At 45.5% G+C, this 18,384-nt stretch carries 16 protein-coding genes; 13 read left to right on the plus strand and 3 right to left on the minus strand.

All coding sequences use genetic code 11. From position 1 onward, the window contains the following. On the minus strand, positions 1-3,424 hold a 3,424-nt coding region (locus AACV78_RS00730), incomplete at its 3' end, for a DUF4347 domain-containing protein (RefSeq protein WP_228042552.1). Between the two features lie 509 nt (positions 3,425-3,933). Between AACV78_RS00730 and AACV78_RS00735 the strand changes: the two genes are divergently transcribed. Continuing rightward, the gene (locus tag AACV78_RS00735) at positions 3,934-4,113 is read left to right on the plus strand and encodes a hypothetical protein (RefSeq protein ID WP_194009535.1); all 180 of its coding nucleotides are present in this window, start codon (positions 3,934-3,936) and stop codon (positions 4,111-4,113) included. 3 nt (positions 4,114-4,116) lie between these two features. On the opposite strand, the gene murJ is transcribed toward AACV78_RS00735, so the two are convergent. After that, complete coding sequence (gene murJ, locus AACV78_RS00740; RefSeq protein WP_194009534.1) at positions 4,117-5,730, minus strand: murein biosynthesis integral membrane protein MurJ; 1,614 nt, start codon at positions 5,728-5,730, stop codon at positions 4,117-4,119. A 67-nt stretch (positions 5,731-5,797) separates the two neighbouring features. Between murJ and AACV78_RS00745 the strand changes: the two genes are divergently transcribed. The 6 genes from AACV78_RS00745 to AACV78_RS00770 all read left to right on the plus strand — a co-directional run bounded on the left by AACV78_RS00745 (position 5,798) and on the right by AACV78_RS00770 (position 12,413). Beyond that, on the plus strand, positions 5,798-6,970 hold the full coding sequence (locus AACV78_RS00745) for a DUF3095 domain-containing protein (RefSeq protein WP_194009533.1): 1,173 nt from the start codon (positions 5,798-5,800) through the stop codon (positions 6,968-6,970). 63 nt (positions 6,971-7,033) lie between these two features. Continuing rightward, positions 7,034-7,702, plus strand: coding sequence for a glutathione S-transferase family protein (locus AACV78_RS00750; RefSeq protein WP_228042553.1), 669 nt, complete (start codon positions 7,034-7,036; stop codon positions 7,700-7,702). A gap of 290 nt (positions 7,703-7,992) precedes the next feature. Then, positions 7,993-8,733 carry a DNA/RNA nuclease SfsA gene (gene sfsA, locus AACV78_RS00755; RefSeq protein WP_194009532.1) on the plus strand — a complete coding sequence of 247 codons (741 nt, stop codon included), beginning with the start codon at positions 7,993-7,995 and terminating at the stop codon, positions 8,731-8,733. Positions 8,734-9,160: 427 nt separating this feature from the next. Beyond that, positions 9,161-10,483 carry an aconitase/3-isopropylmalate dehydratase large subunit family protein gene (locus AACV78_RS00760; RefSeq protein WP_194009531.1) on the plus strand — a complete coding sequence of 441 codons (1,323 nt, stop codon included), beginning with the start codon at positions 9,161-9,163 and terminating at the stop codon, positions 10,481-10,483. 615 nt (positions 10,484-11,098) lie between these two features. Beyond that, a complete protein-coding gene (gene aqpZ, locus AACV78_RS00765; RefSeq protein ID WP_228042555.1) occupies positions 11,099-11,797 on the plus strand; it encodes an aquaporin Z in 699 nt (232 codons plus the stop codon). Between the two features lie 127 nt (positions 11,798-11,924). Beyond that, positions 11,925-12,413, plus strand: coding sequence for a gluconokinase (locus tag AACV78_RS00770; protein WP_194009530.1), 489 nt, complete (start codon positions 11,925-11,927; stop codon positions 12,411-12,413). Between the two features lie 78 nt (positions 12,414-12,491). On the opposite strand, the gene AACV78_RS00775 is transcribed toward AACV78_RS00770, so the two are convergent. Beyond that, a complete protein-coding gene (locus AACV78_RS00775) occupies positions 12,492-13,484 on the minus strand; it encodes a carbohydrate kinase family protein (RefSeq protein WP_194009529.1) in 993 nt (330 codons plus the stop codon). A gap of 77 nt (positions 13,485-13,561) precedes the next feature. Between AACV78_RS00775 and AACV78_RS00780 the strand changes: the two genes are divergently transcribed. From AACV78_RS00780 to AACV78_RS00805, 6 genes are all read left to right on the plus strand, one after another. Next, on the plus strand, positions 13,562-13,828 hold the full coding sequence (locus AACV78_RS00780; RefSeq protein WP_194009528.1) for a hypothetical protein: 267 nt from the start codon (positions 13,562-13,564) through the stop codon (positions 13,826-13,828). A 94-nt stretch (positions 13,829-13,922) separates the two neighbouring features. Beyond that, positions 13,923-14,198 (plus strand): photosynthetic electron transport-dependent transcriptional regulator PedR, encoded by a 276-nt coding sequence (locus AACV78_RS00785; protein WP_194009527.1) that lies wholly within the window; start codon positions 13,923-13,925, stop codon positions 14,196-14,198. 34 nt (positions 14,199-14,232) lie between these two features. Next, entirely contained in the window at positions 14,233-14,514 is a 282-nt protein-coding gene (locus AACV78_RS00790; RefSeq protein ID WP_194009548.1) for a hypothetical protein, read from the plus strand. A 158-nt stretch (positions 14,515-14,672) separates the two neighbouring features. After that, the gene (gene hisS, locus AACV78_RS00795) at positions 14,673-15,947 is read left to right on the plus strand and encodes a histidine--tRNA ligase (RefSeq protein WP_194009526.1); all 1,275 of its coding nucleotides are present in this window, start codon (positions 14,673-14,675) and stop codon (positions 15,945-15,947) included. Positions 15,948-16,260: 313 nt separating this feature from the next. Further along, a complete protein-coding gene (locus AACV78_RS00800; RefSeq protein ID WP_194009525.1) occupies positions 16,261-17,010 on the plus strand; it encodes a Uma2 family endonuclease in 750 nt (249 codons plus the stop codon). Between the two features lie 96 nt (positions 17,011-17,106). Then, on the plus strand, positions 17,107-18,249 hold the full coding sequence (locus tag AACV78_RS00805) for a DNA cytosine methyltransferase (RefSeq protein WP_194009524.1): 1,143 nt from the start codon (positions 17,107-17,109) through the stop codon (positions 18,247-18,249). The last annotated feature ends 135 nt before the right edge of the window (positions 18,250-18,384 follow it).

Consider the following 18,384-nt stretch of genomic DNA (forward strand, 5'->3'; position numbering starts at 1 on the left):
CGCTAATCGTACTGTTAGTTAGATTAATGTCGCTGGCTATAAATCCGGTGACGCTTTCACTGAATGTTGCTGTGACTAAAAATGGTGCGTTTGTGGTTGTTGGGGATGTTGATGTTAGGGCGACTGTGGGTGCGGTAATATCGGCAGTGCGAGTTAGTTGAGTGGCTGCGGTATTGTTATTACCTGCTGTATCTGTGGCTGTGGCTGCGGGAATATCAACGGTGACATTACCAGTAGCAGTTGGTGTAACGGTGAAGGTATAAGTTGTGCCGCTACCCGTGAAACCGCTAATCGTACTGTTAGTTAGATTAATGTCGCTGGCTATAAATCCGGTGACGCTTTCACTGAATGTTGCTGTGACTAAAAATGGTGCGTTTGTGGTTGTTGGGGATGTTGATGTTAGGGCGACTGTTGGTACAACGGTGTCTACAATTATGGCTTTGCTATCTGCTAAAGATTGTCCCGTAGGAATCGTTAAAGTTGCATTATTGACCGCAGCATCTCTTAATGTTGCACCGACTGCTAAGGTGATCCCAGTTGAGTTGAGATCCGTGCTGTTTTGTCCTGCTGTTGGAGTATAAGTGCCCACAGCAGATGTGCCTGTGAAAGGTGCAATAGTAACAGTGCCGCCTGTGTCTAAGGCGACACTCATGTTACCGCCTGCTAAGGTAACTGCTTCGCTGAAGTTGACGGTGAGGTTGATGTTGCCAGAAGTGCCGTAACTGCCGTCGGCGGTGGTAGAGGTGACGCTGGTAACAGTTGGGACAATTCCATCTATTACTATTGCCTTATTCGCACCTAAAGAATTCGCCGCGCCGGGAGTGGGTAAGGTTAAGATCGCATCAGCAGTGGCAGCATTCTTAATAGTACCGCCGCTTAAAGATAAGGCAGTTGTGGAAAGATAGTCTAAGTCAGCGCTGTTATCGCCTGCTGCTACTGCGTACCGGAATGTCAAGGTGTTGCTACCTGTTCCTGAAAGATAACTGGCGACGGGTGTTGCACCTGCTAAACTTAGTTGCGGCGTACCCGTGACGTTGACTATTTCAGAAAATTGAACGGTGATATCGATGTTTGTGCCGATGCCGTAAGTGCCGTCTCCTGTAGCTGCGCTGACGCTGGTAATAGTGGAGACGGGGTTAACGGTGATGTTGGCGGTTTCGGTAACGCTGCTGAAAACGCTGGATGTGGTGTTATTGGTTTGGTCTGTGGTGTAGTTAGCGGTAGTGCCATTGGTTCCAACTATTCGATCCCAGGCGGCAAAGGTAATGGCGTTGGCGACAGTACCGCTGTAACCTGTATTGGGAACAAACCGGAGTTTTGTATTAGCATCACTAGCTAATAGTAAGGCGTTGGTGGCAGAAACGGCTGGGGCGTTTGTCCAGGTTGTGCCACTGTTGGTAGTGTATTGCCAAGTGCCGTTTGCGGTGTCTAAGGCGCTGATGGCGATGCCTTGGGATGCGCTGGCGTTGGGATCGGTGATTTTTGTGCCGCCGAGGTTGGCGATGATGGTGGAGATTAATGTGCCTGTACTGGCGCTGTCGTTTTGGTTTTGGGCGTTGAGGGTGGGTGTGCCGGAATTATCGAGGGCGGGGGAGTCGTTGACGAGGACGGTGACGGTGGTGGGGGTGGAGACGATGCCGTCAGTGGCGGTGTATTGAAAGGTGTCTAGGCCGTTGAAGTTGGCGTTGGGGGTGTAGAGGATGTTGCGCCCTTGGTCGATCGCGATCCGATCGACCTGGTTATTATTCGGATTTGGGTTGAAAGTGGCATCAGCGGCACCAGTTGTGGGGTTTAATTTGGCGATTCTGTTGCGGGTTTGCCCGCCGAGGGTGGTGAAAGCGCCTCCTACTATGAGGTTGCCACTGCTGTCAAAAGCGATCGCATTAATAGGACCATTCGTGTTTGGGTTGAAGGTGGCATCAGCAGCACCAGTTGTGGGGTCTAATTTGGCGATTCTGTTGCGGGCTTGTCCGCCGATGTTGGTGAAAAAGCCGCCCACTATGAGGTTGCCACTGCTGTCAACGGCGATCTCATAGATATAATTATCCGGATTTGGGTTGAAGGTGGCATCGGCGACACCAGTTATGGGGTTTAATTTGGCGATTCTGTTGCGGGAAAGTCCACCGATGGTGGTGAAATCGCCATGTACATAAGGGTTGCCACTGTTGTCAACGGCGACGGCCCAGACCCCACCATTCGGATTTGGGTTGAAGGTGGCATCGGTAGCACCAGTTGTGGGGTTTAATTTGGCGATATAGTTGCGGCTTTGTCCGCCGATACTGGTGAAAGTGCCGGCCACGATGGGGTTGCCACTACTGTCAAGGACGATCGCTTCGATATTACTATCAGCGTTCGGGTTGAAGGTGGGATCGGCAGCACCAGTTATGGGGTTTAATTTGGCGATTCTGTTGCGGGCTTGTCCTCCGATGTTGGTGAAAAAGCCACCCACTATGAGGTTGCCACTGCTGTCAAAGGCGATCGCATTGACACTACTATTCGCATTAGGGTTGAAGGTGGCATCTGTAGCACCAGTTGTGGGGTTTAATTTGACGATACAGTAGCGGGTTTGTCCGTTGATGGTGATGAAATTGCCACCCAAATAGGGGTTGCCACTACTGTCAATGGCAATCGCATTGACCGCGCTATCTGGATTCGGGTTGAAGATGGGATCTACTGTCCCATCGCTATTCAATCGAGCAACATAGTTGCGTGCAATGCCACCGATATTGGTGAAAAGGCCACTCACATAAATCCAGTGGTTAGTAATAGCTGTGCCGTTAGTAGGGGCGGTGACAATGCTTTGTACAGAGAGGCGTCCGCTTCCTGTGTCGTTGGCAAGTACGTCGATGCTAACTGCCGGGGAGTTGACGGGAATAGTTTTGTTGTCGGGGTTGGCGGTGGCCAGTATGTGGCTGTAAGCACTGAGGGTGTTGAGGTTAAATGCTACTGCTGTTTTGATCGGGCCTGTTTGTACTTCTAATTCCCAGTCTCCGCCTAATTCAGCGCTGCCGGTAGGGTTAGCTGAGGCGGCGATGTTGGCCTCAGTGATTTCACTCAATCGCTTGACGAAATTTTTGCCCGCTTCTCCTTTTGCTACTTCGCATCCATAGAGTAGGATATCTCCGTTTTCTGTTAGGGCATTTCCCCACTGTTTTAGCCGATCGCTGAAATTTTCTAGGTTATTCTGATTGAGTACGTCTGTACCGAGTTTTAAACTGCCTTCGCTGCCGTGAGAAAGGATATGTACGGCTTCAATATCTTTTTGAGCTGCTAAGGCGTTAGTAATTTGCTCAATACTGCTGCTTTTGTCATCTAAAATGACTATTTTGGCGTTAGCATCTGCGCCGTCTATCAGATTTTGATAATTCTGTACAGAGGAGTCAACGAAAATAACTTGCTTGTTCGCGGTTAATAAATTCATCATTCCTGAAATCCTTTTATCTATCGTTTACATCCAAGTTTCTGTGTCCCAAAATCACCCTTCCAAGGAGGACTTTAAGAGTGTTTCGGTTCCGCAAATTCACTTAAAAGGGGAGACTTAACAGTGTTTTGCTCCGTAAATCCACTTAAAAATGTTGATTTGGAAAGGATTATTTTCACTGTAAATCCACTGAAAAAGAGTGATTTTAAGAGAGATGGCACTGCTATTTGTTGGCTATATCTAAAATGATAAGCCATCACGTTACTCAAATAAATCGGGATGTAAAATTGTTATAGCATTTCTCATTTGAGTGAAGTACAGATGTCCAGTAGGGACAGGGCTTGGCCTAAGTCCCTACAGCCGTCTGCTGTATTTCATCCGATTGAGAAGTGTTATATATCGTTCCGCTGGATCATTAAATAAATAACAATTAACACAGAACACTCGTTTTCTTCGCTCATGGCTTCTAATATTCGATCGACTTGCGCCCCCACTGGGCTAGTCATAGAAGCGTGAAAACCGTACCATTATATCGTACAGTCGGAAAGCTAGAGATCGCTCACTTAATTACTCGGGAATTTTTACCGCAGATGTCGGCGGATATACGCAGATGGATGCGGATGAGTGTTGATTTGGATTTAAGGGCGATCGCCCTTTGTCTCAATTTCCAGAAATATGCAGCAAATTGGTGATATTTATTTGCGAAAACGTCCCCGAATGCGATCGACAAACACATCAACTTCCGGCAACTTCATCTGATTCACAAAAATGGCAAAAACTCCCAACCCGGAGAAACTTGCCACACTCAACTGCACCAATTGAACTACCAAACCTTCAGTACCCAAAACTCTTTGACAGCCTTGCAAAGTAGCCAAGGCCGCGAAAGCAGTTAGAGAACTGCCAGAAGCTAACCCCAGAAAAGGCAAACTCCACTTCCGCCAAGGCAAGCCGCCCAGCTTTTTATCTAATAAGTACAAAAGCATCAGCATCGAAACAAGATTCACTCCCACCGTCGCCAAAACTAATCCGGGCGCGCCGAAAGCTCCTACCAACAAATAATCCAACAAACCATTCAAAAAGATATTGATAATACTAATCCGAAAAGGCGTTTCTCCATCTCCCAAAGCGTAAAATACCCGTACCAAAACGTCGCGTCCCAAATACACAAACATCCCAATACTGTAAGCCATCAACAAGGGCGTGACAAACTGCGATGCTGACTGATTAAAAGCATAACGTTCGTAAACAACGCGGACTATCGGCCCGGCAAGTGTTACCATTAAAGCGCTCAGCGGCAGCATCGTCAGCCCAGTCAAAACTAAAGCTTGACGAATTCTATCTTTTAATTCTGGCCAGTCTTTGGGTTCGGCAAGGCGAGAAAAGATTGGCAAAAATGGTACTAAAATTACATTAGAAATGATGCCTAAAGGAGTCATGACCAACAAGCCGCTGTAACCCATCGCAGATGCAGCTTGAGGGATGTAGGATGCAAAAAATAGGTCAGTATAGACATTAATTTGCAGCATTCCCGATGACAAGGTAGCAGGAACCATCACCTTAACTACTTCTTGTACTCCGGGACGTTTAAAATTGAACCGCAAACGCAATTTTCCCAATCCCGCGCGCGACTGCGCCACCAGTTGCACCAACCACTGCAAAACTGCTCCCGCTAAAGTTCCCCAAGCTAACACTAAACCGCCCATTAGTGCGTACCCAGGCTGAGTAATTTTTTCTCCGAGTTGCAGGGCGAGAATCGCCAAACCGCCGACAAGTGCAACACTAGAAAATAAAGGACTAATCGAAGGCAACCAGTACATATCGGCGGCGTTGAGAGTGCCGAAACCAATACCGATTAAGCCTGAAAGTAATGCCATCGGTGCCATGATCCGAAATTGTTGGACAGCAATTGCTTTGATTGCTAAGCCTTCTGCTGTTCTATTTAATCCCGGTGCTACCAAATCGATCGCCTGATCTGCAAAAATAATTAAAGCGACTGTTACTAACAAAAGTATGCCGCCGACTAAGGTGGTGATAGTCTCGACTAAGGGTGCAGCTTCTTTTTTGTCGCGGCGGGCTAAAACGCTGACTATGGCGCTGTGAAAAGGCCCGTTGATGCCTCCGAGTAAAATAAATAAGAAACCGGGTATGACGTAGGCGTAGTTGTAGGCATCGACGGCGACACCGACTCCAAAGGCTGCGGCGATCGCAATTTGGCGCACCAACCCGAAGACTTTGCTAATCAGAGTGGCGACTGCGACAATGCCGGCAATCCCCGCCAGGGAACGAGAGGGCTTCTGCGGTTCAGACACAAATAGTTACAAATGCTAGTGATAAAAGGCTTCACTAAGTTTAATAGCAAATCTGGAAAATCATAACATGAATTCAGAAAATTTCTATTCGGCATTACCTTTACTGGACAATTTTCTCAAGATTACCGATCTGGGTAATTTTGTTGACGTACCTGATGATTGGTACATTGTTGTCACAGATATTCGCGGTTCTACCAAAGCGATTGAAGCTGGAAAATACAAAGAAGTTAACTTATTGGGAGCTTGTTCGATCGCTGCTGTTTTGAATGTAGCGGGCAAAATAGAAATTCCCTTTATCTTTGGTGGCGACGGCGCTTCTCTGTTAATGGGGCCATCGCTTTTACCCGCTGCTAAGATTGCTTTGCTTGCCACTCAACAAATGGCTAAGACTGAATTTGACATGGATTTGCGAGTTGGGGCTGTGCCGGTTAAAGTTGTGGTAGCAGCTAATTACCCGGTTAAAATAGCTAAGTTTAAAGTTTCCGAAAATTACAGCCAAGCTGTTTTTATCGGGGGCGGCTTAACCCGTGCTACTGAACTGATTAAAGACCCTGCTGCTGGTAATATTTACAGTATTAAAAATCCGGGCGTTTCAGAAAAAGCCGATTTTTCAGGATTGGAGTGCCGGTGGCAGGATATTCCCAGCAAGTACGGGGAAATAGTAACGCTGCTGGTAATGGTGCGAGAAGATTTTGGTCAGCAGAGCCATCAATTTTATAGAAAAGTTATCAAAAAAATTGAATACATTTACGGCAAGGAAAATTCTTTCAATCCTATCGATAGGGAAAATCTTAAATTGACATTGAATAGCGCAAAGCTGATTAAAGAAACTCAAGTTAGGGCGAGCAGTGATAGTTGGTTAGACCGCCAGATGTATTTATCAAAAATACAGTTAGAGACGGCGGTTGGTTCGCTGCTAATGAATTTGAAAGTTAAGACAGAAGAGTTAGACTGGGGAGTTTATAAAGATATTGCGATCGCAGCTACGGATTACCGCAAATTTGATGATATGTTGAGAATGGTAATTTCGGGCAATGAGTGGCGGCGAAAAAAATTGACGCGGTACTTGGAAAGGAATTACCGAGAAGGCAAGCTGGTTTACGGTTTGCACGTTGCTGACAGAGCGTTGATGACTTGTTTAGTGTTTGAACGCAACGGCCACCAAGTACATTTTATAGACGGTGCTGATGGAGGTTATACTTTAGCTGCAAAGGATATGAAACAAAGAATGCAGAACTAAAGTCTTTACTACAAATCTTTTATGCTATGATATTTCAATCTAAAATCTCAAATCTAAAATCGCATGACTGTGCTGAAACTTTATCACAATCCCCTCTCTACTAACTCTCGCCGCGTCTGGATTGCTTTGCTGGAAAAAGAAATTGAATTTGAATTAGTGCCGCTCAAATTAAACGGCGATCAATTTCAACCGGATTTTTTGGCAATTAGTCCTTTTCACCACGTCCCTGTTTTAGCTGATGGCGATTTTCATTTAATAGAAACTCTGGCAATTCTTGATTATCTGGAAGCTAAGTATCCCGCGCCCGCACTGTTGCCGCCGGATGCTAAGGATTTGGCGATCGCCCGCATGATACAAATGGTCACAGTCAACGAATTGACACCGGCAATGAGTCCCTTTGTACGCCAGACTTTCGGCGGCGCAGGCGACGAGGAAAAACTAGAAAAAGGTCGCCAGCAAGTGGCGGCGGTACTGAGGTTTTTTGAGGATTTGTTGGGCGATAAACCTTTTTTTGGCAACAGCAGCACGATTACCCTCGCAGATGTTGTGGCGGGTGTTTCCGTGCCTTGGCTGCCCGAACTAGGCGTGTCTTTGGACAATTACCCCAAATTGCAAGCTTGGTCGGAACGCTTAAATTCCCGCCCTTCTTGGCAGCAAACGCAAGCCAGTCCCGAACTTGTGGAAGCTTTTAAAGCGCAGATGAAACAGTTAATGAAACCTCAGCAAGGTTAGTTTTTGCAGAGATTTATTGCCTAAAATTTTGATTGATAATGCAGCCGCAAATGCGAGGCGGATAAACACAGATTGAGGCAGATGCAATTCAAGATAAGTTTCATTTGTTGTGGCAGGTTTAATGGTCGATGATATCGTTTTCGGTAGCATCGGAATGATTTAACCACAGAGAACACAGAGTACGCAGAGGGAGAGAATATATATCTGAATCATTCCGCTGTTACCGGATTTGATATGACTAATGACTAATGACTAATGACCAATGACCAATGACCAATGACTAATGACTAATGACTAACTTAATTTACAAATATCCTCCTCTTTTACCAGGCAGTTTAATCAAGCGGTACAAGCGTTTTTTTGCCGAAATTGAATTAGATTCGGGAGAAATTATCACCGCGCACTGTCCGAATACTGGCCCGATGACTGGTGTTTTGATTCCGGGTAATCCTGTCCTAGTATCTGCCAGCGACAATCCCAAACGCAAGTTAGCTTATACTTGGGAATTAATTAAACTTTGCGATACTGTGCCTGTTTGGGTGGGAGTTAATACTGGGCTGCCAAATCGAGCGATTAAATTAGCTTTGGAGTTGCGCTTGTTTCCTGAGTTGGGCAATTACAGTTTAATTCAGCCGGAGGTTGTTTACGGTATCGATAAAAAAAGTCGTGTTGATTTTTGGCTGACTGGTGGAGAAAAACAGATTTTTCTGGAAGTTAAAAATACAACTTGGGTCAAAGATACATTAGCTTTATTTCCTGATACAGTGACGGAGAGGGGACAGAAACATTTGAGAGAGTTGATCGATGTGGTGCGGCAGGGTTCGAGGGCTGTAATGCTGTATTTTATTAATCGCGGAGATTGTACTGATTTTGCTCCCGGAGATAGTGCCGATCGCCTTTACGGACAATTGTTCAGACAGGCTGTGGCTGAAGGTGTGGAAGTTTTGCCTTGCCGCTTTGATGTGACCCCCGAAGGTGTGCGCTATTTGGGTTTAGCAAAAATGGATTTACTAACCGCTAACGAAAACTGAAGTGCTGGATAGACTGCTGGTTTACAGCACAAAACGAGAATTCTAATCGGCCACCGTCTCCGAGTTATATCGTATCCGGTTGCATCGGAATGATCTTAACAGTCAACAGTCAACAGTTAACAGTCAACAGTTAACAGTTAACAATTAACATCATGTATGAGTGCAACCGGAATTGATCTTGTGGAGGAACACTGGGATTTTTGTATTGATAAATTACTGATTTAGGGAAATTTGCAGAGACAGTGTAGTGCTGATTTTGCACGAAGTTATTATGACTTTAAAAAAAATCTAACTGCCGCTATAGTTGGTAGCAAATAGGGAAATTGATTCTTCTTTTAATGTTTACTTAATAAATTACCTGTCAGTATCAGGCGATGTTTCGTACAATACAGTTATGTAGCATCTTACCAAAAAGAGCGATCGAACTATGGGAATGACCCTGACCGAAAAAATCTTAGCCAAAGCATCAGGCCGCACCAAAGTAGAGCCCGGAGAAAACATTTGGGTAGAAACAGACGTGTTGATGACCCACGATGTCTGCGGGCCGGGCACCATCGGCGTTTTCAAACGGGAATTCGGCGAAAATGCTAAAGTCTGGAATCCAGACAAAATCGTCCTAATTCCCGACCACTACATTTTCACCAACGACGAACGCGCTAACCGCAACGTCGATATTCTCCGCGATTTTGCCGCAGAACAAGGGATAAAATACTTTTACGACATCACGGATCGATCGGACTTTAAAGCAAATCCCGACTACAAAGGAGTTTGCCACATCGCCCTCGCCCAAGAAGGGCACACGCGGCCAGGCGAAGTGCTCTTCGGCACAGATTCCCACACCTGCAATGCCGGCGCTTTCGGACAATTTGCCACGGGTATCGGCAATACGGACGCGGCATTTATCATGGGAACCGGCAAATTGTTGATTAAAGTGCCGGCGACGATGCGCTTTGTACTCAACGGCGAATTGCCCGATTATTTGTTAGCAAAAGATTTGATTTTGCAAATTATTGGCGATATCAGCGTGGCCGGGGCTAACTACCGGACAATGGAATTTGCCGGCGATACAGTCGAACGTTTGACGATGGAAGAACGGATGACGCTGTGCAATATGGTGATTGAAGCTGGCGGCAAAAACGGCACGGTGGCTGCGGACAAAACCACGTTTGATTACGTTAATCCCCGGACTAATGTGCCCTTTGAGGCATTTTACACCGATGCTGATGCTAGTTTTTATAGCGATCGCACCTACGATGTCAGCAAATTAGAACCAGTCGTCGCCAAACCCCACTCCCCCGACAACCGCGAATTGGCCCGCAACTGTCGCGATGTCAAGATCGATCGAGTTTACATCGGTTCCTGCACCGGCGGCAAAACCTCCGACTTTTTGAATGCAGCCCGCATTCTCAAAGGAAATCAAGTCAAAGTTCCGACGTATTTAGTACCGGCAACTCAGAAAGTTTACGAAGATTTGTTTGTCACCAAATACGACGGTCAAACCCTGTCGGAAATCTTCTTAGCAGCCGGCTGCATCGAACCCGCAGCGCCTTCTTGCGCCGCTTGTTTGGGTGGCCCGAAAGACACATTTGGGCGGATGAACGAACCCGAAATTTGCGTGTCTACAACTAACCGCAATTTCCCCGGCCGCATGGGGAATAAAGAAGCGCAAGTTTATCTAGCTTCGCCTTACACGGCGGCGGCTTCGGCGCTGACTGGACACGTCACAGATCCGCGCGAATTCCTGCGTTAGAAAGTAGTTGATGAAAGGTGTGCCGCCACTCTAGAAAGTTGTTGTGGCACACCCTACGGGATGAATGTCAGCCATTTAGCGCGGATGTTTTATAGCCTTTCAAGCTCTCCTATGAGCTACTATCCAGCATAGGCTTCCGTGGGCATACCTCACCATGCTTGATAACCGCTATAGCTGAAAGTGCGATCGGCTTTCACAGCAACAAGCAGTAAAATTGCGATCGCCAAGTTAGCCAAAAACCCAAATTAATTATTTTGCAATAAATTACTAATAGCTTGCCCAATCTATACAAAAAATAGGCTGACTATTGAGAATTTAATCCCACAATCATATAAAAATTAGTTAAGTATTTGTGATTGATTCGCACAATTTATACAAAAAAATCGCTAATGCTTGACATTTTTTTTACAAAACAGTAAGCTCAGAGCTGATTTGTTGAATTCAAATTCCACAATTTCAGTTGAGCCAATACAGGTTCTAGAAATGAAAGTTACACATTCTTGTAGGGTTTTCCTTGGTATTGTAGTGCTGGCAGGAAAAATGTAACTCCAATTTTGAGAATGTCAGATGATAACAGGGTGCATAATTAACCTATCAAAAATAGAGAGTGTGAGCATGGACCAAAAAATAAAAATAGGAGTTGCTGAAGCCTTCGGTACTTTTGTGCTGGTAGTAGGTGGATGCGGTAGTGCAGTTTTAGCCGGAGACAAAATCGGCTTTTTGGGAGTGGCGATCGCCTTTGGCTTGTCCCTCTTAGTTATGGTTTATACGATCGGGCCGATCTCTGGATGCCACATCAATCCAGCGGTAAGCATCGGTTTAGTAGTTGCTAAACTGATCGATGCTGTTTTGCTTCCTTATTATATAGGAGGTCAGATTTTAGGCGGAATTTTAGGCGGTCTTGTTTTGTATCTGATAGCATCAGGAAAACCAGGTTTTGATGCGGCTGCTTCGGGATTTGCTTCCAACGGTTTTGGAGAACATTCTCCCACAGGTTACGGGCTTTTAGCAGCAGCTTTGACGGAAATTGTACTGACGGCTTTTCTGTTATTTACCATCATGGGTACTACCGATCCCCATTATCCCGTGGGTTTGGGCGGAATTCCCATCGGCTTGGTGCTGGTGTTGATTCACTTAGTCGGAATTCCCGTAACTAATACATCAGTTAACCCCGCTAGAAGTATCGGTGTGGCTATCTTTCAAGGCACCTGGGCAATCCAACAGTTGTGGGCGTTTATTATATTCCCCATCATTGGTGGAATTATCGGGGTATTCGCTTATAATTTAATTAGAAACACGAGGGAAGAAGTTTGATCGATAATTAGAAATAGACTGAGTTTCTTAACGTTTTTCTGGTGCAGGATTTATCATAAAATTTAAGAAACTCGGTTTGTCGATCGCCCAACTCGATAGAATTACAAATATTTGGTAAATAATAGCGATGATTGCGATCGTGATGGGAGTCTCCGGTTCGGGAAAAACTACTGTTGGCAAGTTGCTGGCGCAATCTCTCAATTGGGATTTCAGCGATGCCGACGATTTTCACCCGCCAGCAAACATCGAAAAAATGAGTTTGGGCATTCCTTTAGAAGATGCCGATCGCATTCCGTGGCTTTTGCACTTGCAAGCTACAATCGACAGGTGGCTGTTGGAAAATAAAAATGTCGTGTTAGCTTGTTCTGCCCTCAAAGCATCTTACCGCGAAATGCTCTGCCGAGACCAGCAACAAATGAAAATAGTTTATCTCAAAGCTTCTTTTCAGCTATTAGCATCCCGGTTAAAAACTCGCGAAAATCACTACATGAAAGTAGACTTGTTGTCAAGTCAGTGCGCTACTCTCGAAGAACCAGAAACTGCAATTATTATAGATGCTTCGCAGCCGCTAGAGGTAATGGTGCGCCAGATTAAAAATCATCTAGTTGGCAGTTAATTTCCTACAAAGAACAGGTTCGATCCTTCGGACTTTAGTCCGCATAAAGAAAGACTAAAGTCCGAAGGATCGAACCTATTAATATTTGGCGGGATGTTTTTTGTACAAATACAAGAAAGCTTCTACTTCAGCGGCGGTTGGTTGAGCTGCAATTGCTCCCGGCTTCATCGCTGTCATCGCACCAACCGCGCTTGCATAGGTGACAATTTGTTTTGCTATTTCTGAATCTGCCAAATTCTTAATTCCCTGCTTGCACAACTGTTGCACAAAACCAGCGACAAATCCGTCACCCGCACCTGTTGTATCCTCAACATCTACTGCAAAGGCGGGGATTTTTCCTTCATTTTCCGACAAACAATAGGAGCAACCTTTATCGCCCGCTGTCACCAAAACGCCTTCTACAGAATCGAGGCGGTAGGTAATAGCTCCAGCATCGGTAGTTGCAAACAACCATTCGGCTTCTTCGTCAGATAATTTGAGAAAATCAACTTTTTTTAATAGTTTTCTAATGCGCGCTTTTGCTTCGTCGGGATTTTGCCAAAACACCGGACGCCAATTGACGTCAAGTATAATTTTAACGTCGTAACGTTCTGCTAGTTCGATCGCTCTTGCGATCGCCTTTCGACTTTCAGGATAAGCTAATTCTAAAGTGCCTAATACTAAAAAATCGGCATTTTCAAACAGCACATCGGGTATTTGGGCGGCCAGGAGGCGGGTGTCGGCAAAATCCGCAGTATCCAATTTACCAAAACCGGCAAAAGATCGATCGCCCGCTTCATTTCGCAACACATAAACTTGCCGCGTCGGCGCACTCGGATGCCGCTGCACTCCAGCGGTATCAACCCCTACTTCTTGCAATACCTGCACCAGGGAATTCCCCAACTCATCCCCACCCACAGCACCGATAAATCCCGCCGCCGTCCCCAATTTAACCAAAGCACAGGCCACATTAGCAGGAGCACCGCCGGGATATGCCGTCCAAGATTCTACCTCTTCGAGAGATGCTCCTAGTTTGTCTGCTAAACAATCAAATAAAATTTCACCCAGACACAAAACGCGAGGATAAGTCATATTTATTTTTGATTTTTGATTTTTGATGTCACAGCAGCAGACAACTCAATAATTATTTTTAGCCCATCCGATAAAAAATGTCAGCTATTGTTTTAATCGCTGCTCCCTATAATATCAGACTTGCTGATACGGGCAGTTACACGCTCAACGCACAAGTGCAGTGCGGGGGTATCAGCAGTTTTACGTACCAACATTCCCGGGTTTTTGGGCCCGGATTTCAGGTGCATTCAGGTAAAGCTAGCATCCGCCACCCCGCGCGCCTGCTGCTGGTGCGTCTTGCAGTGTCGCGCCTTCTTTTCCACGACGCCGCGATTATGCAAGCGAGTTGGTGCTTGCACTGCTAAAAAGCAGCCGCAGCAGATTTAATTTTCTCTTCATACTCGATCGCTCATCCTCTAGAATTGTATATAGGTAAATATGCACACATAGGAAAAATTTATGAACGGGAGCGTCTCCAGCACCCCTGTCACCCTTTCGGACAGAGAATTGCAAGTGGTAGAGTTAGTAGCGGCGGGATTGACCAATGAAAAAATCGCTGAAAAGTTAGAAATTAGCAAGCGTACTGTTGACAACCACATTAGCAATATCTTGAACAAGACTCGCGCTGACAATCGAGTTACACTGGTACGCTGGGCCTTGCAGTGGGGGAAGGTATGTATGGACAATATTAACTGCTGCCCTCTACCAGGGCCGATCGATAAAGAAGTATCTTAAATAGGGATTTTGGTTTGGGACAGGCAAAGTAATGATGCAAACGGCACAAGAAAAACAACTCCGCTATCAAATTCAATCGCCGGGATTGCCGCTGACGGTATATCGCGAAGTAGCAGCCCATTTGCGTCAAGTTGAAGGCGTGGAAATCGGTTTGATTCCGCAGCAGTCGCAGCGGTTTAATTACAGCGACAGCCAAATTGGAGGTTTGTGGATACAGTATCCTGAAGGCTTCGATTTGGTCGATCGCCAGCGGGTCGATCGCATTTTGGCTTATTATGGCGATCGTTACGGAGCTTGGGAATTATTAAGTCATTAGTTATTGGGAATTGTTGACTGTTGACTGTTAACTGTTGACTGTTGAGTGTTGACTGTTAACTGTTAACTGTTAACTGTTGACTAACCACTAATAACTAATAACTAATAACTAATAACTAATAACAACTAACAACTGCCAACTGAAAACTGACTAAAAAAATGAGTGCAATTAAAACTTTACCGGGAACGCGGGATATTTTGCCCGCAGAAATTCAATATTGGCAAAACATAGAAGCAGTCGCTAGAACAATATTGCAAAAAGCAGCTTATCGAGAAATTCGCACGCCTATTTTTGAACAAACATCTTTATTTGAACGCGGCATCGGCGAAGCTACCGATGTTGTTGGCAAGGAAATGTACACTTTTAAAGATAAGGGCGATCGATCGACTACTTTGCGCCCGGAAGGCACCGCCGGAGTAGTGCGCTCTTTTATTCAAAACAGTTTGTACGCCGCCGGAGACGTGCAGCGTCTGTGGTATACGGGGCCGATGTTTCGCTACGAACGCGCCCAAGAAGGCAGACAGCGGCAATTCAATCAAATTGGCGTGGAAGTGTTGGGGAGTGCGAATCCACGGGCGGATGTGGAGGTAATTGCGATCGCCTGCGACATCCTGCAAGCGATCGGTTTAACCAATTTGCGCCTCGATATCAATTCAGTCGGAAACAAGCAAGACAGACAAAATTATCGCCAAGCATTGATCGATTATTTTACACCGTACAAAGAGGAATTAGACGCGGATTCCCAAGACCGTTTGACTCGCAATCCGCTGCGGATTTTGGACAGCAAAAATCAGCGCACTCAAGAAATTGTTAAGGGCGCGCCGAGTATTTTGGAATATTTGGGTGACGAATCGCGAGATCACTTCGATCGAGTGCAGCAAATGCTCACAAACTTAGGAATTAGCTATCAATTAAATCCCCGATTGGTGCGCGGTTTAGATTACTATACCTACACCGCCTTTGAAATTATCTCCGACGATTTGGGAGCGCAAGCAACAGTTTGCGGTGGCGGCCGCTACGACGGTTTAGTCAAGGAATTGGGCGGCCCAGATACGGCGGCAGTCGGTTGGGCAATGGGAATCGAAAGGTTGATTATCCTGCTGCAAAAGTTGCAACCTTTGCCCGCGCCGAAGTTAGATTTCTATTTGGTATCCAGGGGCGATAAAGCCGAACAGCAATCAATCTTGTTAGCTCAAAAATTGCGGGCTGCTGGGTTTAGTGTCGAGATAGATTTGAGCGGCAGTGCGTTCGGAAAACAGTTTAAAAGAGCCGATCGCAGCGGTGCTGTTGGGTGTTTGGTTTTGGGTGATGCGGAAGCTGAAAGTGAGACTGTACAATTGAAGTGGTTGGCGAGTGGCGAACAAAGTGCGATCGCCCAATCGGAACTGCTAGCAATGACCAGCGAATTACAGCAGAAGATTAAAAACCCTTAGAACTCTCGGTTTTAGCGAGTCTAGATCCCCCTAAATCCCCCTTAAGAAGGGGAGTAGGGGTTGACTTTGACAGCACTCTAGTTCCCCTGATTGACAAGGGCTTTGACGGCACTTCTTGTCCCCCCCTTATTAAGGGGGGCTAGGGGGGATCTAGACTTCGATACAAACAAAAGAAACGATCGGTTTCCTCGTTACCAGGCTTAGCCTGGTAACGCAGATTCAGAGGCTCTGCCTCGTCATTAAGCCATTAACATGAATCCCAAAAACCAAGAGATATAATTTAATTATTAAAACCACTAACCTCTGATAAACTATGTCTGTAGCAACTAAAAACCCAGAAACAAAAGTCAAAATCACCTGGCCGCTACTCCCAGAAGATTTTCAACTACCAGATGACCCCGTGGAAGACGAAAGCCAACCATTGTTAGCCTCCGCTTTGCGCCAACCGCTAACAGCATTTCCTGAATTAATGCAGGATGCCTTAATAGTTTCCAACTTTGCCTTGTGTGCCGGCATAAGTTTCCCAGGTTCAAGCAGCGACGAACAGCGTATTATTTGCAAAGCACCAGATTGGATGTACGTGAAACCCGTCAATCCAAAAAATGTCTCGCAAGTCCGCCGCAGTTACACACCGCACACCGAAGGAACCATCCCCCAAATCGTGATGGAATTCCTCTCAGAAACCTACGGGGAAGAATACTCTGTTGAGTTTACCTCGCGGGTGGGAAAGTGGTATTTTTACGAGCAAGTAATCAGAGTCCCTAGATACGTCATTTTTCGAGCAACTACCGCTCATTTAGAAGTTTACGCTTTAGAATCAGAGCGTTACAACTTGCAAAAAACCGATGAAAACGGACGTTATTGGATACCGGGATTAGATTTGTTTTTAGGAGTTTGGGAAGGTAGCCACGAAGGGAGAACAGGCTGTTGGCTGAGGTGGTGGAATGCAGAAGGCAAGTTATTGCTGTGGTCGGAGGAAAGAGCCGATCGCGAAAAACTCCGCGCCCAAAGATTGGCCGAAAAATTGCGTCAAGCCGGGATTGAGTTAGATGACGAAGAGTGAAATATCAATTGATGAGTCGAATTCGATCGTGTTGTGGTACGATCGCACTCTTGTAGTGCGGGCATCCCGCCCGCCCTTGGCTAACTTTACACTCCTATGTTAATCGAACGTCTCCAGCCGATCGCCTGGACAACAAAACCGCAACTCATATCCTTATTTTCTGGTTGCGGCGGCATGGATTTGCCATTCCACCAAGCCGGATTTGAGGTAGTTTGGGCGATCGACTCCAATCAATACGCCTGCAAAACATTCAGCCGAAACATCGCCGATGTCATCATCAACGACAGCATAGAAAATATAGACATTGCACAAGTTCCCGAAGCTGAAATATGTATAGGAGGGTTCCCCTGTCAAGATTTCTCCCTAATTTGGAAGCGCCCCGGCCTGGAAGGAACCAGAGGCAATTTATACACATATTTTCTAGATTTTGTCAACAAGAAAAAGCCCAAAGCTTTTGTCGCAGAAAATGTCAAAGGTTTATTAAGCGCCAATAATTATCAAGCAATCAAACAAATAATTTCCGACTTTGAAAGTATCGCACCAGGTTACTTAGTTAAACCTAAACTTTACAACTTTGCCGATTACGGAGTTCCGCAATTTCGGCAAAGAGTGTTATTAGTTGGCATTCGGATGGATACAGGATTTAACTTTGTGCATCCTCAGCCAAAATACGGTATAAATCGCAAAAATCCTTATCGAACTGCGGGCGAAGCACTCAAAAATGTAGAAACTGTTATTGACAATAACAAACATCATAAAATTCATACCCGAACCGTTGAAATTTTAAATCGAATTAAACCGGGAGGCAATTTTTCGGATATTCCCAAGGACAGTCCCTACTATGTCAAAGGCATGATCAGTCACGTTTATCGGCGAATTCATCCCGATAAACCATCATCGACAATTATTGCTGGTGGCGGTGGCGGAACTTGGGGTTATCATTATTTAGAACCCCGTTCTTTGACAAATCGCGAAAGAGCAAGATTGCAAACATTTCCCGATAATTTTGTTTTTGAAGGTTCTACTACTGAAGTGCGGCGACAGATTGGGAATGCAGTGCCGCCGCAGGGAATTGCTGCTGTAGTCGAGTCTTTAATTCCACTATTTAAGGGGGATTATCCGCAAGTTGATTTATATGAAATGAGTCAAAAGTTGCAGGGGATGTCTATTCAAGAACGCTTAAAATCGGCTGAATTAGAACTTAGTGAAAACATTTTACAATTAACCAGTAGTTTATAGTATAGTAAGTAAAATTTTATTCATTAACAGTCCTGGACGCATAAATACCAAAGAAACCGGGTTTTTCACCAGTGTCAAAGCCTCTAAAGCAGTAGTTTCGTAAAAAACCCGGTTTCTGGGCCCATGCAAGTCCTA

The sequence above is a fragment of the Tychonema sp. LEGE 07196 genome, assembly GCF_963890365.1.
Taxonomy (GTDB): domain Bacteria; phylum Cyanobacteriota; class Cyanobacteriia; order Cyanobacteriales; family Microcoleaceae; genus Microcoleus.